Source organism: Shigella sp. FC1967 (assembly GCF_001743005.1).
Classification (GTDB): Bacteria; Pseudomonadota; Gammaproteobacteria; order Enterobacterales; family Enterobacteriaceae; genus Proteus.
Genome location: NZ_MIIZ01000149.1, coordinates 1 through 283 on the forward strand (window position 1 = coordinate 1; position 283 = coordinate 283).

General features: G+C 51.6%; 1 rRNA gene. It reads right to left on the minus strand.

Annotated elements, in window-relative coordinates:
- Positions 1–283 (minus strand): 23S ribosomal RNA (locus BHE89_RS01400); the annotation flags it as partial.

Sequence of the window (283 nt, forward strand, 5' to 3'; positions counted from 1 at the left end):
CCCTCACGGTACTGGTTCACTATCGGTCAATCAGGAGTATTTAGCCTTGGAGGATGGTCCCCCATATTCAGACAGGATAACACGTGTCCCGCCCTACTCGTCGAGTTCACAATAACAGCATCTTCGGATACGGGGCTATCACCCTTTACTGCCGGACTTTCCAGACCGTTCTCCTGATGCTGCTATTGATTAAGACTCTGGGCTGTTCCCCGTTCGCTCGCCGCTACTAGGGGAATCTCGGTTGATTTCTTTTCCTCGGGGTACTGAGATGTTTCAGTTCTCC